This is a genomic window from Pseudomonas sp. R3-18-08, from assembly GCF_003852065.1.
Taxonomy (GTDB): Bacteria; Pseudomonadota; Gammaproteobacteria; order Pseudomonadales; family Pseudomonadaceae; genus Aquipseudomonas.
On record NZ_CP027729.1, the window covers coordinates 3979261 to 4006118 of the forward strand.

10 protein-coding genes are annotated in these 26858 nt (G+C 62.4%); 3 read left to right on the forward strand and 7 right to left on the reverse strand.

Annotated features, from left to right (window positions below; all coding sequences use genetic code 11):
• Positions 1-26 precede the first annotated feature (26 nt).
• The 4 genes from C4J92_RS18190 to C4J92_RS18205 form a co-directional block, all read right to left on the reverse strand.
• The gene (locus C4J92_RS18190) at positions 27-1427 is read right to left on the reverse strand and encodes an aspartate aminotransferase family protein (RefSeq protein ID WP_124404833.1); all 1401 of its coding nucleotides are present in this window, start codon (positions 1425-1427) and stop codon (positions 27-29) included.
• Between the two features lie 244 nt (positions 1428-1671).
• Positions 1672-2439, reverse strand: a complete 768-nt coding sequence (locus C4J92_RS18195; RefSeq protein ID WP_124404834.1) for an N-acetylmuramoyl-L-alanine amidase — start codon at positions 2437-2439, stop codon at positions 1672-1674.
• Positions 2440-2559: 120 nt separating this feature from the next.
• On the reverse strand, positions 2560-3879 hold the full coding sequence (locus tag C4J92_RS18200; RefSeq protein WP_124371391.1) for an ATP-binding protein: 1320 nt from the start codon (positions 3877-3879) through the stop codon (positions 2560-2562).
• On the reverse strand, positions 3879-4559 hold the full coding sequence (locus C4J92_RS18205; RefSeq protein ID WP_124404835.1) for a response regulator: 681 nt from the start codon (positions 4557-4559) through the stop codon (positions 3879-3881). Before C4J92_RS18205 ends, C4J92_RS18200 begins: the two co-directional genes overlap by 1 nt.
• Positions 4560-4735: 176 nt before the next feature.
• On the opposite strand from C4J92_RS18205, the gene dsbD reads away from it, so the two are divergent.
• Genes dsbD through dsbG form a run of 3 tightly spaced genes read left to right on the forward strand, consistent with a single transcriptional unit; the run spans position 4736 to position 8045 of the window.
• Complete coding sequence (dsbD, locus tag C4J92_RS18210) at positions 4736-6463, forward strand: protein-disulfide reductase DsbD (RefSeq protein ID WP_124404836.1); 1728 nt, start codon at positions 4736-4738, stop codon at positions 6461-6463.
• Positions 6463-7308 (forward strand): TlpA disulfide reductase family protein, encoded by an 846-nt coding sequence (locus C4J92_RS18215; protein WP_124371394.1) that lies wholly within the window; start codon positions 6463-6465, stop codon positions 7306-7308. The genes dsbD and C4J92_RS18215 overlap by 1 nt, the downstream gene beginning before the upstream one ends.
• Positions 7284-8045, forward strand: a complete 762-nt coding sequence (dsbG, locus tag C4J92_RS18220; protein WP_124367825.1) for a thiol:disulfide interchange protein DsbG — start codon at positions 7284-7286, stop codon at positions 8043-8045. The genes C4J92_RS18215 and dsbG overlap by 25 nt, the downstream gene beginning before the upstream one ends.
• Positions 8046-8111: 66 nt before the next feature.
• Here the strand turns inward: dsbG and C4J92_RS18225 are convergent, their stop codons facing one another.
• The 3 genes from C4J92_RS18225 to C4J92_RS18240 form a co-directional block, all read right to left on the reverse strand.
• Complete coding sequence (locus tag C4J92_RS18225) at positions 8112-10826, reverse strand: hypothetical protein (protein ID WP_124404837.1); 2715 nt, start codon at positions 10824-10826, stop codon at positions 8112-8114.
• Between the two features lie 376 nt (positions 10827-11202).
• The gene (locus tag C4J92_RS18235; RefSeq protein ID WP_124404838.1) at positions 11203-13776 is read right to left on the reverse strand and encodes a hypothetical protein; all 2574 of its coding nucleotides are present in this window, start codon (positions 13774-13776) and stop codon (positions 11203-11205) included.
• 153 nt (positions 13777-13929) lie between these two features.
• Positions 13930-26826 (reverse strand): non-ribosomal peptide synthetase, encoded by a 12897-nt coding sequence (locus C4J92_RS18240; protein ID WP_124404839.1) that lies wholly within the window; start codon positions 26824-26826, stop codon positions 13930-13932.
• Positions 26827-26858: the final 32 nt, after the last annotated feature.

Consider the following 26858-nt stretch of genomic DNA (forward strand, 5'->3'; position numbering starts at 1 on the left):
TAGAAACGTTTCAGGGGCCGGGAAAATTAGAGGCTGGCGAGCGCCGCCGCCACGGCGCGCCCGAAGATCTCGGCGACCCGGTCGATCTCGGCGGCGGTGATCACCAGCGGTGGAAGGAAACGCACCACGCCGCCATGCCGCCCGCCCAGCTCCAGGATCAGACCACGCTTGAGGCATTCACGTTGTACCAACGGCGCGAGCTGACGATGCACCGGTGGGTGGCCTTGGATATCGCGCACGCCATCCGGGTCAACCAGCTCCACGCCGAGCATCAGCCCACGCCCGCGAATATCTCCCAGGTGCGGGAAGTCGCGCTGCAGCAGACGCAGATGTTCACTCAGGCGCTCGCCCATCGCCGCCGCATGCGTGGCCAGGTCGTGCTCCTTGAGGTAGCGCATCACCGCCGAACCCGCCGCCATTGCCATCTGATTGCCACGGAAGGTCCCGGCATGGGCGCCCGGCAACCAGGTGTCGAGCCAGTCGCGGTACACCACCACCGCCAGCGGCAGGCTGCCACCAATGGCTTTGGACATCACCACCACGTCGGGAATGATGCCCGCGTGTTCGAAGGCAAACATTTTGCCGGTGCGGCCAAAGCCACTCTGGATCTCATCGACGATCAGCGCGACGCCCGCCTGTTCGGTGATACGTCGCAGGCCGCGCAGCCAGTCGAGATCGGCCGGGACCACGCCGCCCTCACCCTGCACCACTTCGACAATCACCGCTGCCGGCGGCAACACGCCGGCTTCGGGATCGTTGAGCAGGTTTTCCAGGTAATGCAGGTTGACCCGCACGCCCTGCGCGCCACCCAGGCCGAACGGGCAGCGGTAGTCGTAGGGGAACGGCAGAAATTGCACGCCGTTGCCAAGCAATGCACCCAGCGGCTTCTTCGGCCCGAGGCTGCCCATCAGGCTCAACGCGCCCTGGCTCATGCCGTGATAACCGCCCTGGAACGACAACACCGTACTGCGCCCGGTGGCAGTGCGTACCAGCTTCAAGGCCGCTTCCACCGCATCGGTGCCGGTGGGGCCGCAGAACTGGATTTTCGCTTCGCGCGCCAGTTCCGGCGGCAGCAGGCCGAACAAATCCTGCACGAACTGATCCTTGACCGGCGTGGTCAGGTCCAGGGTGTGCAACGGCAACTCATCGCTCAACACTTGTTGAATGGCCTGGATCACCACCGGGTGGTTATGGCCGAGCGCCAGGGTGCCCGCGCCGGCCAGGCAGTCAATGAAACTGCGGCCTTCCACATCTTCGACATAGATACCCTTGGCCCGCTTGAGCGCCAGGGGGATGCGCCGCGGGTAGCTGCGGGCATTGGACTCCTGCTGGCGCTGTCGAGCCAGCAACGGGCTGTCGTCGAATTGGTAGAGCGTTTCGCTGACGTGCACAGGCGCGGCTTCGATGGGGCTGGTGGCGACTGACATCTCTCGATCCCTCAATACACGGGTGATGGTGGTCATCCGTGGGGGCAGGGCATGCGCACGGACTTCATGTTCTGAAGACGCATCAGGTGCGGGGGGATTTAGGGACCTGGTCGGATTTACAGATGTATGCAGATCCAATGTGGGAGGGGGCTTGCTCCCGATGGCGGTGTGTCAGGCAGCCAATGGTTAGCTGACACACCGCTATCGGGAGCAAGCCCCCTCCCACATTTGAAGGTGTTCCGATTTAAAGCCCGCGATATTTTTCATTCAGCGCGTACAGGATCGCGCAGGTCTCGGCATCCAGAAGCCCACCGTAATCCCGCGCCCGAAAGTGCATTTGAAACGCCCGGGTCCGCTGTTCAAAGGCTTGGCGGTTCCACGCCGGTTTGTACCCATACCGCTGAAAGGCCCGCTCTACCTCCACCTCCGGCGGTAACCCCAGGCAAAACCGGCGTTGGTACATCGCTCGGGTTGCCTCGTCAAACCAGGCGCCTACTCCGGCCTCATACAGGCAGCGCCAAGGCAGCTCGGGCCCTGGGTCGCTTTTGCGCCAGTACGCCACATCCGAATGCCCGAGAATATCCAGCGGTCCGATCCGCGGATAACGCTCCAGAATATCGCGCACCAGCGTAATCAAAACCTCCACCTGTTGCTCGCGATACGCCGGGAAGGTGAACACGCCTTTGTCATCGCGCGCCAGGTTGACGATTTCGATGCCAATCGCGCGACTGTTGAGGTTATCCCGCCCATCCCAATGGCTCGCCCCGGCATGCCAGGCGCGCTTGTCCTCGGGCACCAGGCGAAACACGCGCAGTTCTTCATAACCGGCGGCGCGGTAGGCCGGTTCGTCAGGATCGGGCAGCAGATAGTGAGCGCTGACCCCGTTCTGGGTCAGGGTGCGCAAGGACGAGACAAAGGGCGCCGCGGTGTAATGCAAGAGTATTTGCCCCACCGGCTCGCCGTTACGCTCGTTGAAGTCCCTGGCAGTGAAACTGGTATCGATGACCAACATAAGATCCGTCCTTTTCAGTACGGGCCGAATCATTCGGCCCTTTCAAGCGCAAAAAAATTACCGCCATCCTGAAGGCGTGAGCTTCAAGCGGGCGGTAACTATTTGGCACTTGCAGAAAAGTCAGCGTCGCAGCGGCATGCCCAATTCAACCCGCAGGCCATCCGCCTGGCTGTCGAACGTCAACGAGCAAGCGCAGCGCTGGACGATCGCTTGAACGATCGCCAAGCCCAGGCCACAGCCTTCGCTGCTGCCGTTGCGCCAGAAGCGCTGGGTGAGGTATTGCAGGTCTTCGCTGGATATCTGCGGGCCATGGTCACGCACGCGGAATATCACCTTGTCAGCGCTGGACGACACCTTCAGCTCCACCCGGGTATCGGCCGGAGTATGGCGCAGAGCGTTGTCCAGCAAGTTGCGCAAGGCCGCGACGGCCAGGCCAACGGGCATGTCCACCGGGGTGGCGGCAAGGCTGTCCGCCAGGACCAGGTCGATGCGCGAATTGTCCCCGGCGTTGGCGTCCTGGATCGCCAGCCTGGCAACGTCCTCGGCGCTGGACTGCAACCCGTCATCGAACGACAAGCTGCCCTCGACCCGCGCCAGCAGCAACAGTTGCTCCAGGGTGCGATGCAAGCGGTCGGCGCCTTCCTCGGCGTGGGCCAGGGACTGGTCACGGGCCGCGCCTTCGGTCATGCGGGCCACTTGCAGGTGGGTCTTGATCGCGGTCAACGGGCTGCGCAGTTCATGGGCGGCGTCGCCGGTCAGGCGGCGTTCGCGCTCGATGGTCTTGGCGATGCGTTGCAACAGTTGGTTCTGGGTGTCGAGCAACGGCTTGAGTTCACTGGGCAGCGGGTGGATCTGCAGCGGTTCGAGCGAGTCGGCGCTGCGGCGCATCAAGGCGTCCCGCATGCGATTGAGCGGCACCAGACTCTGGCCGATGCCCAGCCACAGCAAGCACAGGCACCCCAACAAGGCCACGCCGACCGGCACTGAGGCCGCCAGCAGGATCGACAGGTTCAGCGCCTCACGCTCCACCTGACGGTCGGCCGTGGTGATCAGCAAGTCGCCACGGGACAGGGTGAAACTGCGCCAGCCCACGCCATCGATCATCTGGTCGCGAAAACCGCTCTTGCGCGACTCCAGCCCCTCATCCGGCGTGGTATGGCTGCGCGCCAGGATTTCGCCATGCAGGGAACTGACCTGGCAGGCCATGCCCCCCGGTACATTGAGTTGTTCGGTGCGCAAATGGGTGCCGGCACCGACGCTGGCCAGGCCCGGCATCTGTTCGGTCAGCCCGGCCACCATACGCGCCGAGGCGACCAGGCGCTGGTCGAGGGAAAACATCATCTGGTTGCGCAGGTCGTTGAGCATCCAGGCCGCCGCCAGGGCCCAGATCAACACAAACGCGGCGCCGAGCTTGAACGTCAGGCGCAGGCGCAGGCTCATCACGAAACATCCTCTCCCGCATCGGCCGGGCCCAGGCGATAGCCGAGGCCGCGCACGGTCTCGACGATGCCATTGCCCAATTTGCGCCGCAGGTGGTGGATATGCACATTGAGCGCGTTGCTTTCCAGTTCGTCGTTGAACCCGTAGACGCTGTCCTTGAGCTGCTCGCTGGAGAGCACACGGCCCTTGTTGTGCAGCAGGGCCTGCAACAGCGCTTGTTCACGACGCGACAGGTCCACCGGCTGGCCGCCCAGGAAAGTCTCGCGGCTGCTGGGGTCATACGCCAGGCGGCCATGTTCGATCAGGTTGACACTGCGCCCCGCCACGCGGCGCAGCAGGGTTTGCAGGCGGGCGGCGAGCTCGCGCAGGTCGAAGGGCTTGAGCAGGTAGTCATCGGCCCCCGCCTGCAGGCCGTCGACGCGGTTGGTCACCGAGTCACGCGCGGTGAGGATCAGCACCGGAATTTCCAGGCCCTGACTGCGCTGTTGTTGCAGCAGTTTCAGGCCGTCCTCGTCGGGCAGGCCAAGGTCGAGCACCATGATGTCGAAGGTCGCCGCCCTGAGCATCGCCCTGGCCGCCGCCGCTGTGCCCACGCGTTCGACCGTGAAACCCTGGGCGGTGAGGCCGGCCACGATGCCGCTGGCGATCAGTTCGTCGTCTTCACAGACCAGTACGTGCATGCTGAACCCTTCATGAAAGATGCGGGTGATTAGAAAAGGCACGGATTAAGCGCGCATTATGCCGCGAACTTCGCAACACCATAGAATCTCTACACTCTAGAATAGCGCCTGGTTAATCATCGGTTAATCAACGCCACACATTGTGTGTCTCACTTGTATCGAACTAAGGCTGGACCATGCGGCATCTATTGACCTTTCTGCTGGTGTTGTTCGCGGGGCTGGCCCAGGCCGCGCCGGGCAACCCTTTCGAGACCAAACCTGATTTCCTGCCGGTGGGCAAAGCGTTCACCTTTACCTCCGAACGTCTTGAAAGCGGCGAGACCCAGCTGTACTGGCAGATTGCCGACGGTTACTACCTGTACCAGCAGCGCATGAAATTCGACGGCCTGGCCGAGAAGCCTGTGTTGCCCCAGGGCGAAGCCCATAGCGACGAGTTCTTCGGCGAACAGCAAGTGTATCGCCAGGGCCTGGAAGTGAAGATCCCGGCCGGCGCCACCGGCCAGGTCAAGCTGGGCTGGCAGGGCTGCGCCGATGCCGGCCTGTGCTATCCGCCGCAATCGATCACCGTGGACCTGGGCGGCAACCCGGCAGTCGCCGCCACCGCCGAGGCCCAGGACCAGAGCCTGGCCAGCGGCCTGCAACAGCGCAGCCTGGGCTGGAGCCTGTTGATCTTTTTCGGCCTGGGCCTGTTGTTGGCGTTTGCGCCCTGCTCGCTGCCGATGCTGCCGATCCTCGCCGGGCTGGTGGTGGGCAGCGGTGCCAGCCCGCGTCGCGGCTTTGCCTTGGCCAGCAGCTACGTGGTGTGCATGGCCCTGGTGTATGCCGCGCTGGGCGTGATGGCCGCGTTGCTCGGCGGCAATCTTGCCGCACTGCTGCAAACCCCGTGGATCCTCGGCAGTTTCGCCGCGTTGTTCGTGCTCCTTGCCCTGCCGATGTTCGGCTTCTTTGAACTGCAACTGCCGGCCTTCCTGCGCGATCGCCTGGACCATGTCAGCCGCAAGCAAAGCGGTGGCAGCCTGGTCGGTGCCGGCATTCTCGGCGCGTTGTCCGGCCTGCTGGTGGGCCCGTGCATGACCGCCCCCCTGGCCGGCGCCTTGCTGTATATCGCCCAGAGCGGCAATGCGCTGCACGGTGGCCTGATCCTGTTTGCCATGGGTATCGGCATCGGCATTCCGCTGTTGCTGCTGGTTACCGTGGGCAACCGGTTCCTGCCCAAGCCGGGCACCTGGATGAACGTGCTCAAGGGCATCTTCGGCTTCCTGTTTCTCGGCACCGCCGTACTGATGATCCGCCCGGTGGTCGACGCAAGCCTGTGGATCGGCCTGTGGGGCGCGCTGGCGCTGGTCATGGCCTATTGTGGCTGGGCCCTGGCCCGTGAATACGGCCTGGCCGCCAAGGTGTGTGGCGCCGGTTCCCTGCTGCTGGGACTGTGGGGCGCGATATTGGTAGTGGGCGCGGCGGGTGGCAGCGATGAGCTGTGGCAACCGCTGAAGGTCTACAGCGGCGCGCAGGTCGCGACCACCGCGAGCGCGCACGATGCGTTCGTGACCATCAACGACCCCGCCGCCCTGCAAAGCCAGCTCGACAGCGCCAAGGCCCAGGGCCAATGGGTGCTGGTGGATTACTACGCCGACTGGTGCGTGTCGTGCAAGATCATGGAAAAACAGGTGTTCGGTAGACCTGAAGTGATGGATGCCTTGAAAGACGTGCGCCTGCTGCGCCTGGACGTTACCGCCGACAACGCCGCCAGCCGCGAACTGCTTGGCCGTTACAAAGTCCCTGGGCCACCGAGCTTCGTGTGGATCGGCCCGGACGGTGAAGAACGTCGTGCCCAGCGCATCACCGGCGAAGTGGATGCCGCCGCCTTCCTGCAACGCTGGACGCAAACCCGAGACGCGCGCTGATGCTGACCCTCACCATCGGCACCTTCGCCATCGCCTTGAATCATATCCTGCTGATCAGCGCGCTGATTCTTGCCACCCTGGTGGGCTGGCGCGTGGCCAAACGTGGCGGTGAAAACCCCGAATCGGTGCTGTTCAGCCTGTTCCTGCTCGGCATGCTGACCGCGCGCGTCAGCTTTGTACTGATGTACTGGAGCGATTACCGCAACGACTGGCTGCAGATGGTCGACCTGCGCGACGGCGGCTTTCTCGCCTGGCCCGGCGTTATCGCCTTGGTGCTGGGAGCGCTGGCCTACGGCTGGCGGCGCCCGGCCCTGCGCAAGCCGCTGAGTGCCGGGGTAATCAGCGGCCTGGTGTTCTGGGGCATGGCCAGCCTGTCCCTGCATCTTTACGACAAGGGCTCGCAACTGCCGGACATCACCTTGCGCGATGCCAATGGCAATGTAGTGCAACTGGCTGATTACAAAGGCGGCCCGCTGGTGATCAACCTCTGGGCCACCTGGTGCCCGCCGTGCCGTCGGGAAATGCCGGTGCTGGAACGCGCGCAGCACCAACGCCCGGACGTCACCTTCCTGTTCGTCAACCAGGCCGAGAGCATGCAAAGCGTCAGCACGTACCTGGCCACTCAGGGCCTGAACCTGGATAACGTGCTGTTCGACGCCAGCGGGCGCCTCGGCCAGGCCGTGGGTTCCATGGCCCTGCCCACCACCCTGTTCTACACAGCCGACGGGCGCCTGATCAACAGTCACCTGGGTGAACTGTCCCAAGCCAGCCTGGCCCGTGCCATGGAACCCTTCGACACCGCCCCACAAAGGAAACCCACATGCCTCGCCTCCGCCACCTGCTGACCCTGCTGCCTTTGACGCTCGCCGCCACCCTGGCCCAGGCCGAAGACTGGCCGGCCCCGATCAAACAGATCGAAGCCAAGGGCGCTAAAATCCTCGGCAAATTCGACGCCCCCAGCGGCCTCACCGGCTACGCCGCGCAGTACCAGAACCGCGGTATGGCGCTGTACCTGACCGCCGACGGCAAAAGCGTGATCGCCGGCAACCTGTACGACGCCCAGGGCAACGACCTGAGCAGCGCGCCCCTGGAAAAACTGGTGTACGCACCGATGTCCAAGGAAGTCTGGGCCAAGATGGAAAAGAGCAGTTGGATCCAGGACGGCGACGTCAATGCACCGCGCACCGTCTACCTGTTCAGCGACCCCAACTGCCCGTACTGCAACATGTTCTGGGAACAAGCCCGCCCTTGGGTAAAAGCCGGCAAGGTGCAGTTGCGCCACATCATGGTCGGCATCATCCGCGAAGACAGCCCAGGCAAATCCGCCGCGCTGTTAGCCGCCAAAGACCCGCAAAAAGCCCTGGAAGAACACGAAGGCGCCGGCAAGGGCAGCAAGTTGCAGGCACTGGCCAAAATCCCGGCGGATATCGAGGCCAAGCTCGATGCCAATATGAAGTTGATGGAGGAACTGGAGTTGTCGGCGACGCCGGCGATTTTCTATCTGGATGACAAGGGGGGCTTGCAGCAACAGCAAGGGGCGCCGTCGCCGGAGAAGTTGGTGAAGATACTCGGGCCGAAGTAAGGTAAGCAGGAACGTATGAAAAAAACGCCCACGTATCAACATGGGCGCTTTTGCTACAGGAAGTGGCTACAACCAGAATGTAAAGAAGTCCCAGAACATAAAGTCGCCGGAGCTGATGTCTATCCTCCCAATAGTTGAACTCCCCGTTGCCGAGAAATCTACCCAACCATTCATAGGGCTTCCATTGAGGTTAACCGCGCCCAAGTAACCACCTTCCGGACTATAGAACGTGATCATTATAGGATAGTGTTTCCATGTGTAAGCAAATCTCACTCGTTTACAGTTGAAGGTTAAGGTCAAGCGCAGAAGTTGCGGTGAAATTGCCTGCCCTGCGCCGTAAGCAGTAACCAGTGCCTGGCCTTCCAACATTCCGGGGGTCGATGAATATGAAGCGATGCCCGCTTGTCCAGGGCCTGAAATAAAGGCAATGGTCATCGTTGGAATACTAATGCTCTGTCCGGCAGAGATCAGTTTGGTGGCCAGCCCTGTGAAGTTTTCGTAACGCATTTCAGGTGGTGTGACTACGGTCAACACGCGCGGTGGACACACCACATTCTCAGTCAAACCGTCAGTCGACACGCTCCATGTGAAGGTCATGGAGGACTGATCCTGCGCCTTTACCAACTCGGATCGCAGTACAGTTGCCGCCACCTCGGACGCTGCCGCTTCTTCTGCAGCTGTAATCGTTCGAGCCGCATAAACAACAAAACTGTAGGGAGCGCCGCTCCTATCGATTCCGGTCGCCCGAAGCCAGCACTTGTGTCCTGCTCGCAAAAACCACATCCAATCTATGAAGGCGTCGGCATTCCCGGCGAATGTTCGCGTATCCACAATGCCATTTTGCGTTCTGGGAGGCGTAGCCTGCCGCACGTTTGGCGTTTCCAGGCGCACAGGAAGGCTGATGCTCAAATTCAACGGCGGCGATGTCTGCACCTTACAGGCGGTGGTGACCGTATAAGTGATCTCCACCACCTTACCCATACTCTCGATTACGGCTTCCGGCGGCAACAACCAGATCACCGCGTCCGTCGTGCTGCCAGGTTTGGAGGGCAATAACCAGCATGTATCGTCCGGTCGTTTCCAGCAGACACTGATGGAGTGCTTGGAGTTGCTGCCGGCGTATTTCACTTCGACATGTACGCCATTGCGCCCGTTGTAAGCGGTCAAGTTGGTAAGCACCGCTTCCGTCACTGTTGGCTCAACCAGCACCAGAGCTTCCTGCTCGATCTTGAACGTCTGGGCAGGGAATTCGAACGCGCTTGCCAAATCACACGCCTCACAAAAACTCATCGCAAAGTGCAGTTCGAACGTGCTGCAATCAGCCAATTCTTGCAGCGCGGCCCTGGCGATAGCTGCTACCACACCATTCGCCTTCCAGGCATCCGTCATTGGTACCCGTTCCAGAATATCGAAGCGGTAAACACTGCCATCTTCATACTTGCCCACAAACCACATCCAGCAATAACTCGAACACAAGCTGTAGGCCGGCACCGGCACGATCACAGTGGCGTCCTCTTTGAACGTCGTGAGGCAAAGGGTTGTTCCAGTAGCTTCCTCTATCAGCGCATGGGGAAATGTTGGGGTAAGGACGTTGATCGCGCGTACAGGTGAAGACTGTTCATTGTCGTTGAAGCCAAGGGTATAGCTAAGCGTCATAGGCTTGGTGAAAAAACACGCCACCACACAGGCCGGCAATTTGATAGTGGGCAGAACCCCGCTCTGCTCAACCGTTACCTGACCAAGCAGCTTCTTGGGATAACCGGGCCCGCTGACATAAAACGTCACCTCGTCGCCTTTATAAGTGTCAAGGCCGGGAACGGTGACCTCGCCTCCCTCTCGAGTGTTCTCGGGGTTAAGGCACCACTCATCGTTGTATTGCACGGACTGCCTCAGATGGGGAGGTGGCAGGTCCAAACCTGGCGCCACGATCAACGCAGCGGTGCGGCGACGCTGAACTTCGAGCGCATTTCGCGGTAGGCGCGTTTCAAGATGCGGGTCGACATCAGCAGGGGGTTCGGCCGGCAGACCGCTGGTGATCCAGGCAGACTGGAGCGTAATGGATCTCCACGGTTTACGCCGTGCCAGCCAGCCCCGTGCAATTTCGGGGCGCAGTGCATTACCGCTGGCGACCTCCTGTTCAGTCAACACATGGTCGTAAAGTACAGTATAGAACGCATGCGGAGGAGCATCTTGCTCAGTGACCGCTGTGCAGTAAACCTTATCGCCCGCCTTCGCAAGAGGATGGAGCGGCACGAGAACCGTCTCATTCCCTTCATGGTCGTTCATGTCATAGGTAGGCGTGTTATGCAGGACTTTTTCGTGAAGCAGTCGAGGCGCGAGCTCTTCACTTTCACTTGCCGGGTAGAACGATATGCCCACTTCCTTGACCAGAGAAGCCGCGAGCTGGCCTTGTGACCTGCCTGTGTATGAAATACTGGCAGTGAACCCCATAAGGCTCGTCAAGTAGCGCAAGGGAATTTCAATCTTCCTGGCCCCTGTCTCACCGCTCGAATCCACCAGATTCTCAAGTACAAGTTCAGGCGCCTCCTTTGCGCTGACCGTGACGGTGATGTCTGACCCGTCCATACGTGAATCCACGGTCAGATAGGAGCCTCTCATTGCGGAGGGAACCACGATCCCGTCGGCCTCGCTGGAAATCAAAGGGGCGTTGACTTCCAAAGCATCAGGCTTAGCCGTTTTCGGTTTAGGGCTCCGTGGTTTTGGCGTGCTGTCAGCGTTCAGTGAGGTTTCAGGGGTTTCAGCGGGTGTTTGCTTGGCCATGATGAGAATTCCGTACTCAAGGTGTTTTTATCCCTGGCCAACTTGTCCGGCCAAGGTGCGCCCCTTTAGTTAGTCTTTTTTTCATGCCTGCGCCTACTGTCAGAATTGACAGTTCTGACCAAAAGCACTGGATTCAGGACGGCGACATCAACGCGCCGCACATCGTCTACCTGTCCAGCACCCCCACTGCCCCACCCTGGAAGAACACGAAGCCGCCGGCAAGGGCAGCAAGTTGCAGGCACTGGCTTGCAGCAACAACAAGGGCCGCCGTCGCCGGAGAAGTTGGTGAAGATACTGGGGCAGAAGTAAGGTAAGCAGGAACGTACGAAAAAAAACGCCCACGTATCAGCATGGGCGCTTTTGCTACAGGAAGTGACTATAACCAGAATGTAAAGAAGTCCCAATACATCCAGTCGCCTGCGCTGATGTCTATCCTCCCAATAGTTGAACTCCCCGTTGCCGAGAAATCTACCCAACCATTCATAGGGCTTCCATTGAGGTTAACCGCGCCCAAGTAACCACCTTCCGGACTATAGAACGTGATCATTATAGGATAGTGTTTCCATGTGTAAGCAAATCTCACTCGTTTACAGTTGAAGGTTAAGGTCAAGCGCAGAAGTTGCGGTGAAATTGCCTGCCCTGCGCCGTAAGCAGTAACCAGTGCCTGGCCTTCCAACATTCCGGGGGTCGATGAATATGAAGCGATGCCCGCTTGTCCAGGGCCTGAAATAAAGGCAATGGTCATCGTTGGAATACTAATGCTCTGTCCGGCAGAGATCAGTTTGGTGGCCAGCCCTGTGAAGTTTTCGTAACGCATTTCAGGTGGTGTGACTACGGTCAACACGCGCGGTGGACACACCACATTCTCAGTCAAACCGTCAGTCGACACGCTCCATGTGAAGGTCATGGAGGACTGATCCTGCGCCTTTACCAACTCGGATCGCAGTACAGTTGCCGCCACCTCGGACGCTGCCGCTTCTTCTGCAGCTGTAATCGTTCGAGCCGCATAAACAACAAAACTGTAGGGAGCGCCGCTCCTATCGATTCCGGTCGCCCGAAGCCAGCACTTGTGTCCTGCTCGCAAAAACCACATCCAATCTATGAAGGCGTCGGCATTCCCGGCGAATGTTCGCGTATCCACAATGCCATTTTGCGTTCTGGGAGGCGTAGCCTGCCGCACGTTTGGCGTTTCCAGGCGCACAGGAAGGCTGATGCTCAAATTCAACGGCGGCGATGTCTGCACCTTACAGGCGGTGGTGACCGTATAAGTGATCTCCACCACCTTACCCATACTCTCGATTACGGCTTCCGGCGGCAACAACCAGATCACCGCGTCCGTCGTGCTGCCAGGTTTGGAGGGCAATAACCAGCATGTATCGTCCGGTCGTTTCCAGCAGACACTGATGGAGTGCTTGGAGTTGCTGCCGGCGTATTTCACTTCGACGTGTACGCCGTCGCGCCCATTGTAAGCGGTCAAGTTGGTAAGCACCGCTTCCGTCACTGTTGGCTCAACCAGCACCAGAGCTTCCTGTTCGATGCTGAAGGTCCGGACAGGAAACTCGATGGCCGTGCCCAGGTCGCACAGCCCATTGAAATTCGCCGCAAAATGCAGTTCAAACTCACTGCAATCGGCCAATTTTTGCAGCTTGGTCCTGGCTATCGGTGTATCGACTCCGTCGCGTAACCAAGCGGTAGTAAGCGGCTCTCCTTCCAATATATAAAACTGATAAGCGTCGCCGGCCTCAAGTGTGCCGGTTACCCACATCCAGCAGCAGTCCTGCTCCATGGCGTAATGCCAGATGGGCACTATCGCCGTTGCGTCATCACCAAAAGTATTGAGGTCCACCCGGTTGCCAGTGGCCTGTTCAATGCCCGGTTTTGGCAAGTCCATGATGCCCAGCACCTTCACTCGGCGCTCGGGTGAGGACCAATGGCTGCCATCGCAGCGCGTGACGTTGTAGGTCAACGTAATGGCTTGCTCAAAATTGGCGCGGATCACTGAGGGCGGTACCGCAAACACCAGGCTGCTTTCACTTTCAACCGGTTGGCGACATTCCAGTTCGACTGTGCCTGGCCCTGGGGTGCCGGTAAGTGTCGGGCAAACCGTGTCGCCGCTGCACATGCCCTCATAAGCCACCGCGATATGCGCACCGTTCACCGTGTTTATCGGGTTGACCACCCAGCCGTCGAACTCGGTGTGTACAGCTTCCTTGAGCTCAGGGGGCGACAGCTCCAAGTGAGGCTCGGTGAGCAACGTCAACAAAAGCGAGCGGAACGATCTATAGGGAGTAGCCCGGCTGAAGCGCACGGACGCCACAAGATACAGCTCGCTGTCATGTTTAAGTTGCTGGAGCAACTCCCGAGGTAATACTCGACGCCACCCAAGGCGTACGTCTTCGTCGGTAACCGGTTCATCTTCGAATGGGTAGAGTCGGGCCTTGGAGCCATCCGGATAGATGCCGCCTATATAGCAGTTGATCGTTTGGATTGTGCCGGCAAATGCCCAGGGTGGAATGTAAAGAATCGGATCTTTACAGCACAACAAAGAAAGATCCAGTTTGCCATCGATCGCTTCGAGAATTTGCGCCTGAGGCAAGTTCGAAGGCAGACTGATCCGTACCTCACCTTGTAAAGAGGTTTGACTCTCATCGTTTCTAGTGACGGTGTACGTAAACAACGCGAAATTGTCCAACCACAAGGCTATGTATTCAGAAGGAATATGAAAGTTGATACAGCCTGCGTCGTCGCCATGCTGGGGCTCTATCGGCGGATAAGAGCTGCTTGCCAACGGCCAGTTCAGAGTAATGAGGTCATTTGCCTGCATATCGTCGTAGCAGACGCTGACGTTGCCTCCGTTCAACAGTTTGAGTGAATCGACACTGCCATTTTCGTCAGCCTCATGCAGCTTTGGCTTGGGCAGGTCAAGGGCATCCGGGAATGACTTGGACATGGTGAACGTTCCTTTTCAACAGATTGGGAATGCCGAAGCCCAGGTGTTGGCCTGATCAGCATCGCCCTATCACACTTTAAAAAGACAGGCGTTCCTACTGTCAAAATTCACAGTTCTGCTGGACAGCCTAGGCGTTTCAGACCAACGGCCGCCTCACAACCCCTCCAACTCCGCCATCAAATCACTCAACCGATCCACCTTCTCGGCACTGATCTCATTCCCCGCCAACCCCTCGATATACTCGGCCAGCTCTGCCACCGTGCTGCATTCGAACATCGCCCGCAGCGGCACATCCCGCTGCAGCGTCTTCTGCACCCGTGAAGCGATCTGTGTCGCCAGCAGCGAGTGTCCGCCCAGCTCGAAGAAGTTGTCCTGCACCCCTACCCGTTCGACCTTGAGCACTTCGGCCCAGATCGCGGCCAGGGTGGTTTCCAGTTCATTGCGCGGTGCCAGGTAATCCTGGCTGTGCAACTGGCCGATCTCCAGGGCCGGTAGCGCCTTGCGGTCGAGTTTGCCGTTGGCGTTGAGCGGCAGGCGTTCGAGCCACAGCCAGTGCAGCGGCACCATGTATTCCGGCAGTTCGGCGCGCAGGCGTTGCTTGATACGGTCCAGGCGTTCGCTTGGGCTGAGCGTTTCATCAACCGGCACCAGGTAGCCCACCAGGTGCTTGCCGTTGACGCCCTCCTGGACACCGACCGCCGCATCACGCACCTCGGGTTGTTCGTGCAGGCGCGCTTCGATTTCACCCAGTTCGATGCGGTAGCCGCGAATCTTCACCTGGTGGTCAACCCGCCCGACATACTCCAATACGCCGTCACTGCGTCGCCGTGCCAAATCGCCGGTGCGGTACAGCCGCTCGCCCGGTGCGCCGAACGGGTTCGGCACAAACACTGGTGCGGTGCGCAGCGGTTCGCTGACGTAACCACGACCGACCCCGATACCGGCCACGCACAGTTCACCGACGGCGCCTTGGGGCACCAATTCCAGTGCGCGGTCCAACAGGTACAAGCGGTTGTTGTCGGTGGGCATGCCAATCGGCAGATAGCTGCCCCGTGTCGAGGCCAGGTCGACACGGTAGAACGCCACATCGTCCGAGCATTCCGCCGGGCCGTATGCGTTGACCAGGCCGATGTGCGGGTAGCGCAACAGCCACTGGTGCGCCAGCTCCGGCGGCATCGCTTCCCCGGTCGGCAGCATCCAGCGCAGGCCGTCGAGGCGGATAGCGTCCTGGGCGAGCATGCCCTGGATCAGTGACGGCACGCTTTCCAGCACAGTAATGCCCTGTGCCTGGACATGGGCCAGCAAGCCCTGGGGATCATGGGCAAGGGTGTTGGGCACGATGTCTACCCGCGCGCCGAACAGCGGCGCGGCGAGGAATTGCCACACGGAAATATCGAAACTTTGCGAGGCCGTCTGCGCGATTACATCCGTCTCGCTCAGTTGCAGGTAGGGCACCTTGCTCAACTGGTTATTGAGCATGCCGCGCTGCTCGACCATCACGCCTTTGGGCAAGCCGGTGGAACCCGAGGTATAGATCACATAGGCGAGGTTGTCCGGAGCGCTATAGACACCGGGATTCTCGCCACGAGCCGGTACTTCCTCCCACACCAGCAATTGGCAGTCGAAGCCTTCGAGCAGTTCGATGGCCTGTTCCCGGCAGGCTTCGCTGCACACCAGCAACGGCGTGCGGCTCAGGTCGATGATGCGGCTCAGGCGCTGGCTCGGCAGGCCCGGGTCAAGCGGCAAGTAGCCGGCACCGGCCTTGAAGCTGCCGATGATCATGCCCAGCAGCTCCAGATTACGCTCGGCCAGCAACGCCACTGGCTGGTCCGGGCCGACACCCGCCGCCATCAGCGCATGCCCCAGGCCGTTACTGCGCCGGTTCAACTCTTCATAGCTCCATTGCCGGTCTAGACAGCTGGCGGCGATACGCTGCGGATGCTGCGCCACCTGCTCCTCGAACAGTTCGATATAGCTGCGCTGCAGCGGGTAGTCGTGTTCGCTCTGGTTGCAGCCGTGCACCAGGAATTCACGTTCCTGCTCGCCAATCAGCGCCAGCTCGGCCATGTCGCCATGGAAGCCCTGCACCAGCGCCAGCAGCAGGCGCTTGAACTCGCCGAGCATGCCTTGCACGGTGCTTTCATCGAAGTAGCGCTGGTCGTAGGACAGGTGCAGGCCAAGATCATCGCCGGGGTAGCACACGGCGGTCAGCGGGAAGTTGGTGTGGGTGCGGCCGGAGTCCGAGGTAGCCTTCAGGCTTTGCGCGTGGCTCAGCACCGAGCTTTCCACCGGGGCGTTTTCGAACACGAACAGGCTGTCGAACAGCGGCTGGCCCTTGGGCAGTTCGCTGAGTTCCTGAATCGTTACCAAGGGCAAATATTCGTACTCGCGCAATTGCATGTTGCTGTCGAGCAGGCCGCTCAGCCAGTCGCGCACGCTGCAACGCTGGTCGTCTGCCGGCAGTTTTACCCGCAGGGCGATGCTGTTGATGAACAGGCCGACGGTGCGTTGCATCTCGGGCATCTGCACCGGACGCCCGGCCACGGTGACGCCGAACAGCACGTCACGCTCGCCGCTCAAGCGCCGCAGTACCAAGGCCCAGGCCGCCTGGGCGAAGGTGTTGACCGTCAATTGATGGGCCTGGGCCAGCTCGCGTAATTGCGCGCCATCACGGGCGTCCAGGCGGGTATGACAATCGCCGACCACCATGCCGCCGCTGTGGCCTGCGTGTTCGCGCAGGAAAGGCCGGTCGCTCGGGATCGGTGTGGTGCGCTCGAACCCTTGCAGGTTGTGCTGCCACCATTGGCGCGCTTCGTCCAGGTCCTGGCGTTGCAGCCAGGCGATGTAGTCGCGGTAACGCGGCGGCGTCGCCAGTTGCGCATCGCGACCTTCGCCCAGGGCCCTGTAGATTTCGAAAAAATCATTCATCAAAAGCGAACGGCACCAGGCATCGATGAGGATGTGGTGATTGCTCATCATGAACCAGTAGCGCGTCTCGCCCACGCGGATCAGGCGCAGGTGGAACGGCGCCTGGTTGAGCAGATCGAAACCGGCTTCGCGTTCGGCCTTGAGCAAGGCTTGCAGACGCGGTTCGTGCTCGTGCTCGGGATCGGCGCTCCAGTCCAGGTATTCGATCGGCGTGTTGCCCGGCTTGTGGATCACTTGCAGCATGTCTTCGCCGACGTTCCAGCAGAACGAGGCGCGCAAGGCTTCGTGGCGGGCGATCACCCGTTGCCACGCCTCGGCGAAACGCTCGGGGTCCAGGGCGCTGTCGATGCGGTAGCGGTCCTGCATGTAATACAGGCCGGTGCCCGGTTCCAGCAGGGTGTGCAGCAGCAGACCCTCCTGCATCGGGGTCAGCGGGTAGACGTCTTCGATGGCGCTGGCGGGTACTGGCAAGCTGTCCAGTTGCGCCTGGGTCAGCTGGGCCAGCGGGAAGTCGGACGGTGTGAAGCCGCCAGCATCGTCTTCGAGACAATGGGCGATCAGGCTGTGCAGCTCGGCCAGATACGCCTCGGCCAGTGCGCGGATCGTCTGCTGATCGTGGCGTTCGCGGCTGAAGGTCCAGCGCAGCACCAGTTCGCCGCCGTACACCTGGCTGTCGACACTCAGCTCGTTGGGCAGCGGTGCGTCCGGATCGTGCGCGAGCCCGGCGGATTCATCCAGCGGATGGAACAGCGCATCGGCGCCGAAGCTCTGGTCGAACTGGCCGAGGTAATTGAAGGTGATCGCGGCGCTCGGCAGCGCCGCCAGGGCGCCTTTGCACAGGTCGTCCGCCAGGTAGCGCAGCACGCCGTAGCCCAGGCCTTTATGCGGCACGCCGCGCAGTTGCTCCTTGATGGCCTTGATCGAATCGCCCGGTTGCGCTTGCGGGGTCAGGCGCAGCGGATAAGCACTGGTGAACCAGCCGACGCTGCGGGTCAGGTCGATGTCATCGAACAGGTTTTCACGGCCGTGGCCTTCCAGCTGGATCAGCGCCGAATCATGGCCGCTCCAGCGGCACAGCACGCGGGCCAGGGCGGTCAGCAGCAGGTCGTTGACCTGGGTGCGATAGGCGCTTGGTGCGTGTTGCAGCAATTGCCGGGTGCGTTCGGCATCCAGGCGCACGCTGACCGTCTGCGCGTCACGGTTGCGCCGTGCACCTTGCGGGCGAGCCACCGGCAACGCCAGCGCCGGGCCCGCCAACTGCGCTTGCCACAGGCTCAGTTCTTCGCGCAGGGATTCGCTGTGGGCATAGGCCTGCAAACGCGCCGCCCACTCGCGCAACGCGCTGGTCTTGGCCGGCAGGCTGACGGACTGGCCATCGCTCAGTTGGCGATAAACATTTTGCAGGTCCTCGAGCAACACGCGCCATGACACGCCGTCCACCACCAGGTGATGAATGACGATCAGCAGGCGCTGCTGGCCTTGGGAGCCGTCCACCAGCAAGGCACGCAGCAGCGGGCCGTGTTCCAGGTCGAGGCTGCGCTGGGTGTCGGTGAACAGCGCGGTGCAGTCGGCCATGTCGCGCACTTGCGCCTGCATCAGTACGCCGCCTTCGGGCACGGCCAGGTGTTCGGCGTGCCATTGGGCGTCGCGGCGGGTGAAGCTCAGGCGCAGCGCATCGTGATGCTCCAGCACCGCCAGCAGGGCCTGCTCCAGGCGGCGCGGGTCGAGCAGTTGCAGCGGCTTGAGCAGCAGCGCCTGGTTCCAGTGCTGACGCGCCGGAATATCGGTGTCGAAGAACCACTGCTGGATCGGCGTAAGACCCGAGGCTCCGGTGAGTACACCTTGCTCGGCGCTGACCTGCTCGGCGCGCGTGGCAACGGCGGCCAGGCTTTGCACGGTCTGGTGCTGGAACAGGTCACGCGGGCTGAAATGAATGCCCGCCTGCCGCGCACGGCTGACCACCTGGATCGACAGGATGGAATCGCCGCCCAGCTCAAAGAAGTTATCGTCCAGGCCGACTTGCTGCAGGTTCAACACCGCGCACCAGATCGCTGCCAGGCTTTGCTCCAGTGCGTTGCGTGGCGCCACGTAGTGTTGACGATTCGCCTCGGGGTCAGGCGTGGGCAAGGCACGCCGGTCGAGCTTGCCGTTGGCGGTCAGCGGCATGCTGTCGAGCACCATCACATGGGCGGGCACCATGTAGTCCGGCAGTTGCGCCTTGAGCCGGGCCTTCACCGCGTCACGCAACGCGCCGTGCTCAGCGTCGCTGACCAGATACGCCACCAGCTGTTTGCCACTCGGCGAATCCATCGCCAGCACCACTGCTTCACGCACGGCGTCATGTTCCAACAGGCGGGTTTCAATCTCGCCCAACTCAATGCGGAACCCGCGAATCTTCACTTGATGGTCGATACGCCCCAAGTATTCCACCAACCCATCGGCACGTTGGCGCACCAGGTCGCCGGTGCGGTACAGACGCCCGCCATTCGCCGCGAACGGGTCGGCGACAAAGCGCTCCGCCGTCATCCCCGGACGCTGGTGATACCCCTGGGCCAGGCCTGCCCCGCCGACATACAACTCACCGCTTGCGCCTTGCGGCACCAGGGCCAGGTCGGCGTCGAGAATGTAGGCCACGCGTGCGCCGATGATGCTGCCAATCGGCACGCTGGCGGCGCCCTCTTCCAGTTGCTCCGGCGCCAGGCAGGCCAGTGGCATCACCACGGTTTCGGTCGGGCCATAGGCGTTGAAGAACACCTGTGGCTGGAAGGCGCTGCGAATGCGCTGCAGGTGTTCGCCGGTCAAGGCTTCACCGCCGGTGATGCACATGCGCACCGGCAGGGTCTGCTGTTGCGTGGCCAGCCATTGCGCCAACTGGCTGCCGTAGCTGGGCGTAAACCCGAGGATGCTGATGCGGTGGGTGCGGATCAGCGCGCAGATTTCCTCGGCATCCCACTGGCCCTGGGCACGCAAAACCACCTGAGCACCACTGAGCAACGGCACCAGCAAGCGCTCGGTGGCGGCGTCGAAGTTGATCGAATAAAAGTGCAGTTCGCAGTCGTCCGGGCGCATGCCGAAACGCTCGATCACCGCCTGGCAATGCATGGCGATTTCGCCATGGCACACCACCACGCCTTTGGGCTTGCCGGTGGAACCTGAGGTGTAGATCAGGTACGCCGGGTGTTGCGCCAGGCTGATCATCGGCAGCTCGCCGGCCGGGTAGTTGCTCAGCAGCGGCAGGTCGTGTTCCAGGCACCAGGTCGCGACGCTCGCCGGCAACGGGCCGAGGGCTTCGAACATCGGCGCATCGCTGAGCAGCAGGCCGATGCCGCTGTCTTCGATCATGTAATGCAGGCGGTCCAGCGGGTATTCCGGGTCCAGCGGCACGTAGGCGCCGCCGGCCTTGAGGATCGCCAGCAGGCCGATGACCATTTCCAGCGAACGCGGCAGCGCCAGGCCGACGCGCACCTGCGGGCCAACGCCGCGCTCGCGCAGCATCCAGGCCAGGCGATTGGCGCGGGCGTCAAGCTCGGCGTAAGTGAGCGTCACCCCGGCAAAGGTCAGCGCCGGCGCATCGGCACGCTTGCGCGCCTGCTCACTGAACAGTGGGTGAATGCACTGGTCGAGCCGATGCTCACCGGCTTCCACCCCGAGGCTGTCCTGCACTGCGCGCTGCTCGGTGGCGCTGAGCAGGGGCAATTCGCTGAGGCGTTGCTGCGGATCGTCGATCAACGCTTCCAGCAGGTTGCGCCAATGCTCAGCCATGCGGGCAATGCGCGGTTCATCGAACAAATCGGTGCTGTAGGTCAGGCAGCAGCCCAGGCGATGGTCGAGGTCGGTGACTTCCAGGTTGAGGTCGAACTTGGTGGCGCGGGCATCGTTGGCCAGGTACTCGACGCTCATGCCGGCCAGTTGGCGGCGTTGCTGGAACTCCCAGCGCTGCACGTTGCACATCACTTGGAACAGCGGGTTATACGCCGCGCTGCGCGGCGGTTGCAGCGCCTCCACCAGATGGTCGAACGGCAGGTCCTGATGGGACTGGCCTTCGATCACGGTGTGACGCACCTGCTCGAACAGCTGCGCGACACTCATCTGCCCATCGAGTTGGCAGCGCAACACCTGGGTATTGAGGAACGCACCGATCAGCCCTTCGCTTTCCGGGCGGATCCGATTGGCCACCGGCGCGCCGATGCGCAGGTCGGTCTGGCCGCTGTAGCGGTAGAGCAATACGGCCAGAGTGGCGGTCATGGTCATGAACAGGGTCAGGCCATGCTCGGCGTTGAACGCGCGAACACGGGCGGCCAGCGCGTCGCTCAGGTCGAAGCGGTACAGCTCGCCCCGGTGACTCTGCACCGCCGGGCGCGGGCGGTCGCCAGGCAGTTCCAGCAGCGGATGTTCGCTGCCCAGTTGCGCGGTCCAGTAATCCAGCTGGCGTTGACGCTCGCCCGCTTCCAACCACTGGCGCTGCCACACGCTGTAGTCCAGGTATTGCACCGGCAGCGGCGCCAGCGGTGAGTCGCGCTCGTCGATAAAGGCTTCGTAGAGCGCGCTGAGTTCACGGGCAAAGATGTCCATGGCCCAGCCTTCGGTGACGATATGGTGCAGGGTCAGCACCAGGTAATGCTCCTGCTCACCGGCCTTGACCAGGCAAGCGCGAAGCAACGGCCCGGTTTCCAGGTTGAACGGCGTATGCGCTTCCTGATCCGCCAGTTGTTGCAGGCGCTGCTGGCGCTCGGTTTCAGTCAGCGCCGAGACGTCCTGCCAGTCCATGCGCAGGCCGGTCTGTGGCGAGACTTTCTGACAGGCCACGCCATCGACGCTCGGGAAGGTGGTACGCAGGGTTTCGTGACGCATGATCAAGGCCTGCAACGCCGCCTCGAAACGCCCCACATCCAGCACCCCGCGCAAGCGCGCCATGCCGCCAACGTTATAAGCCGGGCTGTCCGGTTCCATCTGCCAGAGGAACCACATGCGCTGCTGGGAATAGGACAGCGGCACGGGTTGGCTGCGGTCGACCTTGGCGATTGCAGTCTGTTGGTTGCGTTGGCCCGAGGCTTGGATCAGGCCCACTTGCGCGGCGAAGTCGCCCAGCTCGCTGGCGTCAAACAAGGTGCGCAACGGCAGTTCGACGTCACAGGCCTGGCGGGTGCGGGAGATGATTTGCGTGGCCAGCAACGAGTGGCCGCCAAGCGCGAAAAAGTCATCGCGCAGGCCGATCCGTGGCAGGCCGAGCACTTCGCGCCAGATCGCGGCAATTTGCTGCTGCAGCGGCGTTTCCGGTTCGACGTGTTCGCGGGTTTGCCACACCGGTTCAGGCAGTGCACGGCGGTCGAGTTTGCCACTGGGACTCAAGGGCATCGCATCCAGGCGCATCAGGTAGGCAGGCACCATGTACTCGGGCAGGTCAACGGCCAGGGCGGCTTTCACTGCCTGTGCATCCAGTTCGGCCGGGCCGGTGTAGTAACCGATCAACTGGCCGTCCCGCACCTGCACCACGGCGTGGGCGATGCCGTCCAACGCCAACAGGCGCGCTTCGATTTCCTGCGGTTCCACCCGAAAGCCGCGCAGCTTGACCTGCTGATCGAGACGGCCGAGGTATTCAAGCACGCCGTCGACACTCCAGCGCGCACGGTCACCGGTGCGATACAGACGCGCCCCGGCTGCGCCCAGCGGGTCGGCGACAAAGCGTTCGGCGGTGAGCCCTGCACGACCGAGGTAACCGCGCGCCAGGCCGATGCCGCCGATGCACAGTTCACCCGGCACACCGGCCGGCAGCGGGTTGAGCTGGTCGTCGAGCACCCGGCAGATCACATTGCCCAGTGGCCGGCCTATCGGCGAGCGCTCGCCATCCTCCACGGCGCAGTGCCAATGGGTGACGTTGATCGCGGTTTCGGTCGGGCCATAACGGTTGTGCAGTTCCACCGCCGGCAGGCGTGCCAGGACGCGGTTGCGCAACTGCGCGGGCAAGGCTTCACCGCCGGAGAACAGCCGGCGCAGGCTGGTGCATTCGGCCACCAGCGGTTCATCGATAAACAACTGCAACAGCGGCGGCACGAAGTGCAGCGTGGTCACGCCATGTTCCTGCACCAGTTGCGCGATGCGATGAGGGTCACGGTGCTCGCCAGGGCCGGCCAGTACCAGACGGCACCCTGTGATCAGCGGCCAGAAGCACTCCCACACCGACACGTCGAAACTGATCGGCGCCTTTTGCATCAGCACGTCGCTGGCGTCCAACGTGTAAGTGGCCTGCATCCACTGCAAGCGCTCGGCCAGCGCCGCATGGGTATTGCCCACGCCCTTGGGCTGGCCGGTGGAGCCGGAGGTGTAGATCACGTAGGCGAGGTTGTCGCCGTGCAAGTGCAGGCCCGGTGGCTGGGTCGGCCAGCGGTCCAGGTGCAGGCTGTCCATGGCAATCACGCACACGCCTGCCACCGTCGGCAATTGTTCCAGCAGTGCGGTTTGGGTCAACAGCAAGTGCACGCCGCTGTCCTCGAGCATGTAGGCCAGGCGCTCGGTGGGGTAATCCGGGTCCAGCGGCACATAGGCGCCGCCGGCCTTGAGGATCGCCAGCAGGCCGATCAGCAACTGCGGCGAACGCTCGGCGGCGATGCCCACGCAGACGTCCGGGCCGACGCCCTTGTCGCGCAGGTAATGCGCCAGCCGGTTGGCCTGGGTATGCAACTGGGCGAAGCTCAGGCTGCCCGCTTGCCAGACCAGCGCGGTGGCATCCGAGGTGTGCTGGTTGAGCAGCTCGGGCAACCACTGCCGGGCCGGCGCGCAGGGTGCCTGGCTCCACGCCTGTTGCTCATCCTCTGCGGTCAGTTTCAGCTCGCCCACAGCTTGCTGCGGTTGTTCGCAGACCGCTTGCAGCAGGTGGATGTAATGCTCGGCCAGGCGCTGCACGGTTGCCGTCTCGAACAGCTCATCGGCGTAGTCAAAGGCCAGGCTCAAGCGCCCGGTGCGGTCTTCTTCGCTGTGCAGTTGCAGGTCGAACTTGGCTTCACGGCTGTGCCACGGCAGTTCCTCGGCGAGCAGCCCCGGCAGGCGGCGCAGGGCGCTGAGGTCACGTTGCTGGTGGTTGAACATGACTTGGAACAGGCCCTGTTCCCGCGCCTGGGGGAAGGCCTCCAAGAGTTGTTCGAACGGCAGGTCCTGATGCGCCTGGGCGTCCATTGCCGCCTGGCGTGTCGCGGCCAACAGCTGGTTGAAAGGCTGGCGCCCGTCGAGCTCGGCACGCAATACCAGGGTGTTGATGAAGAACCCGACCAGCCCTTGGGTTTCCTGGCGTGAGCGATTGGCATTGGGCACGCCGATGCGGATATCGCGCTGGCCGCTGTAGCGATACAACAGCGTCTGGAACGCGGCCAGCAGCAGCATGAATGGGGTGGCTTCATGGGCCTGTGCGGTCTGGCGAATCGCGTCACTGAGCTTGGCGCTCAGGCGTACGGTATGGCGCGAGGCGCTGTTCAGACGCTGCGCCGAGCGCGGGTGGTCAGTGGCCAGGTCGAGCGTCGGGTGATCGCCCTCAAGCGTTGCCTGCCAGTACGCCAGTTGCCGCTGGCCTTCACCTGCGGCCAGCCATTGGCGCTGCCAACTGCCGTAGTCGGCGTATTGCAGGCTCAGTGGCGGCAGCTCCAGGAGTTGGCCCTGGGACGCGGCCGCGTAGAGACGGGAGAACTCGTCAATCAGAATAGTCAGCGACCAGCCATCGGCGATGATGTGGTGCAGGGTGACCAGCAACTGGTGGTCTTCTTCATCCAGGCGCACCAGGGTCACCCGCAGCAGCGGGCCTTTTTCCAGGTCGAACGAAGTACGTGCCTGGTCTTCACGGATTTGCTGCGCACGGGCTTCGCGCTCGGCGCCGGGCAGGTCGCTGAGGTCGATGGTGTGCAGGTCGAACACCGCACTGGACTCGATGCGCTGGAACCCTTCGCCGTCACGCTCATAGAAACGCGTGCGCAGGGCTTCGTGGCGCTGAACCAGGTGCTGGAAGCTTGAGAGCAGCGCGTCTTCATCCAACGCGCCGCGCAGGCGCAGGGCGCCGGGGATGGTGTAGGCGCTGCTGTCAGGGTCCAGCTGCCAGGTGATCCACAAGCGGTTCTGGGCCAGGGATTGCGGCAGCTCGTGCTGGCGCGACAGCGCAGCCATTGCGCCTTGTGCAACGCCGCCGGCCTGCTGCACCTGCGCGACGCTGGCGGCGAAGCCTTGCAGGGTGGGCGCCTCGAACAGCAGGCGCAGGTTCAGCTCCAGGCCCAGGGTTTCACGCAGGCGCGCGACCACCTGGGTGGCACTGATGGAGTTGCCGCCGAGCAGGAAAAAATGATCGTCGGCGGCAACCGTGGCCACTTGCAGCTGCTCACACCAGATCGCGGCAATCTGCTGTTGCAGGGCCGACGCCAGCGCGACCTCACTCGCCGGCGCTTGCACCTCGGGGAACTGCGCATAGCGGTCGAGGCTGCCATCGGCATGGCGCAGCGCACACGCCGCCCGTTGCACTTTGCCGCTGGAGGTTTTCGGCAGCGCGCCAGGGTTGAGCAGCACCACCACGCTAGGCGCCTCTTGGTAAGCCTCGGCCACCGCTTGGCGAATCGCCTTGATCAGCGCTTCGGGCGGCAGGATTTTCTGCACGCTGCGGCTGATTTCCGCAGCGATGCCGATACCTTCCAGGCCCTGATCATTCACCGCAAAGGCCGCCACCCGGCCTTTGCGCACCACCTCGACCTCACGTTCGATGGTTTGCTCGATGTCCTGTGGATACAGGTTGTGCCCGCGCACGATCAGCAGGTCTTTCAAGCGCCCGGTGATGTACACCTCGCCGTCACGGATAAATCCCAGGTCGCCGGTGCGCAGCCAGGTCCGGCCGGCGTGCTGGACGAATGTCTTGGCGGTGGCTTCAGGGTTGCGCCAGTAACCCTGGGCGATGCTCGGGCCGCTCGTCCAGAGTTCGCCCACGCAATTGTCGGCCAACTCGCTCAGCGTGTGGGGATCGGCGATCAGCACGGCGTGGTCCGGCTGCGGGGTGCCGCAACTCATGACGGCCCTGCCCTGCCCCGGCGCGGCGCGGTTGGCGGCCAGCGCGTGCTCATCGACGTGCAGCGCAGGGATGCCTTGGCCACGGGTGCCGCCCGCGACGAACAGGGTCGCCTCGGCCAGCCCGTAGGAAGCAAAGAAATTGCTTGAGGTGAAACCGCAGGCGGAGAACTTGTCGGCAAAACGTTCCAGGGTGTCCAGGCGGATCGGTTCGGAACCGGAATAGGCCACGCGCCACTGGCTCAGGTCCAGGCGTTCCAGGGCCGACTCGCTGACCCGTTCGCTGCACAGGCGGTAGGCGAAATCCGGGCCGCCGCTGATGGTGCCGCCGTATTCGCTGATCGCTTCCAGCCAGCGCAACGGCCGCGCCAGGAAGTAGGCCGGCGACATCAACACGCACGGCACGCCGCTGAAGATCGGCTGCAACAGGCCGCCGATCAGGCCCATGTCGTGGTAGAGCGGCAGCCAACTGACGATGACATCGTGCGGGTTGAGGTCGATGCCAAAGCCGCGACGGATCAGCACTTCGTTAGCCACCAGGTTGCCGTGGCTGACTTGCACGCCCTTGGGCAGCGCGGTGGAGCCGGAAGTGTATTGCAGGAAGGCGATGTCGTCGGGTTGCAACTCGGGGGCAACCCAGTGATCGGCCAGCTGTGCGTCGAGGGTGTCTACGCTCAAGACCGGTGGTGCGTGGTCAATCTGCGCCAGGCTTTCGCCGAGGCTGGCGATGGTCAGCAGCAGGCGCGGCTCGGCGTCGCTGATGATCGACAGCAAGCGCTCCTGGTGATGCCGCCTGGTGGATTCCGGCGGGTAGGCCGGTACCGCGATTACCCCGGCGTACAGGCAGCCGAAGAACGCCGCGACATAGTCCGGGCCGCTGGGGAACAACAGCACTGCGCGCTCGCCCATCGCGACGTCGGCTTGCAAGGCGGCGGCGATGGTGCGGGCGCGTTGGTCCAGGTCACGGTAGCTGAGCACCACGCTGTGCTCGGCGGACTCGGCCAGAAAGCGCAGGGCTATCTGGTCCGGCGTCTGCGCGGCACGGCGTTGGAGGGACTGGACCAGGGTGCGGGGAAGTTCGAAGGCGTCCATCATGGGGTTCCTGCCTGAAATCGGCTTACGGGAAA